This is a genomic window from Oleiphilus sp. HI0128, from assembly GCF_001635365.1.
The window spans coordinates 1-515 of sequence record NZ_LWGG01000701.1; the positions used below are offsets into that span (position 1 = coordinate 1).

The following is a 515-nucleotide window of genomic DNA, read 5'->3' on the forward strand; positions in this document are numbered from 1 at the left end:
ATGCCGAGAATACCTGGTTGACGCTGGACGAGGAAGGAGGAGATGTACTCACGCAACTGCACGGTTCCTCGGTGACTTACCGCATCGCCACCGGCCCCCAGCAAGGGAGTAAGGTCTTCACCCTGCAAACCTTCCCTCATTGCGAAAGTGAGAAGCCAGGCTATGGCCAAGCGGCTAAAGTGGCAGGGTTTTCACTCCACGCCGGTGTGATGGCCGAAGGACATCAGAGGGATAAACTCGAACGGCTCTGCCGCTACGTTAGCCGACCCGCTGTTTCAGAAAAGCGCCTGGCATTGACCTCCAATGGACACGTTCGGTATGAACTCAAAACCCCGTATCGCAATGGCACAACCCATGTGATCTTCGAACCCATGGACTTCATGGCCAAGCTGGCTGCACTGGTACCCAAGCCGCGCGTCAACCTCACCCGATTCCACGGAGTCTTCGCACCGAACAGCAAACACCGTGTTCAGGTCACACCGGCTAAACGCGGAAAAAAGCCTGACAAACTAGAA

At 55.9% G+C, this 515-nt stretch carries 1 protein-coding gene; it reads left to right on the top strand.

All coding sequences use genetic code 11. The annotated features are described in order from the left end of the window. A partial coding sequence (locus A3763_RS08675) for a transposase (RefSeq protein ID WP_197482860.1) occupies positions 1-515 on the top strand: 515 nt, incomplete at both ends.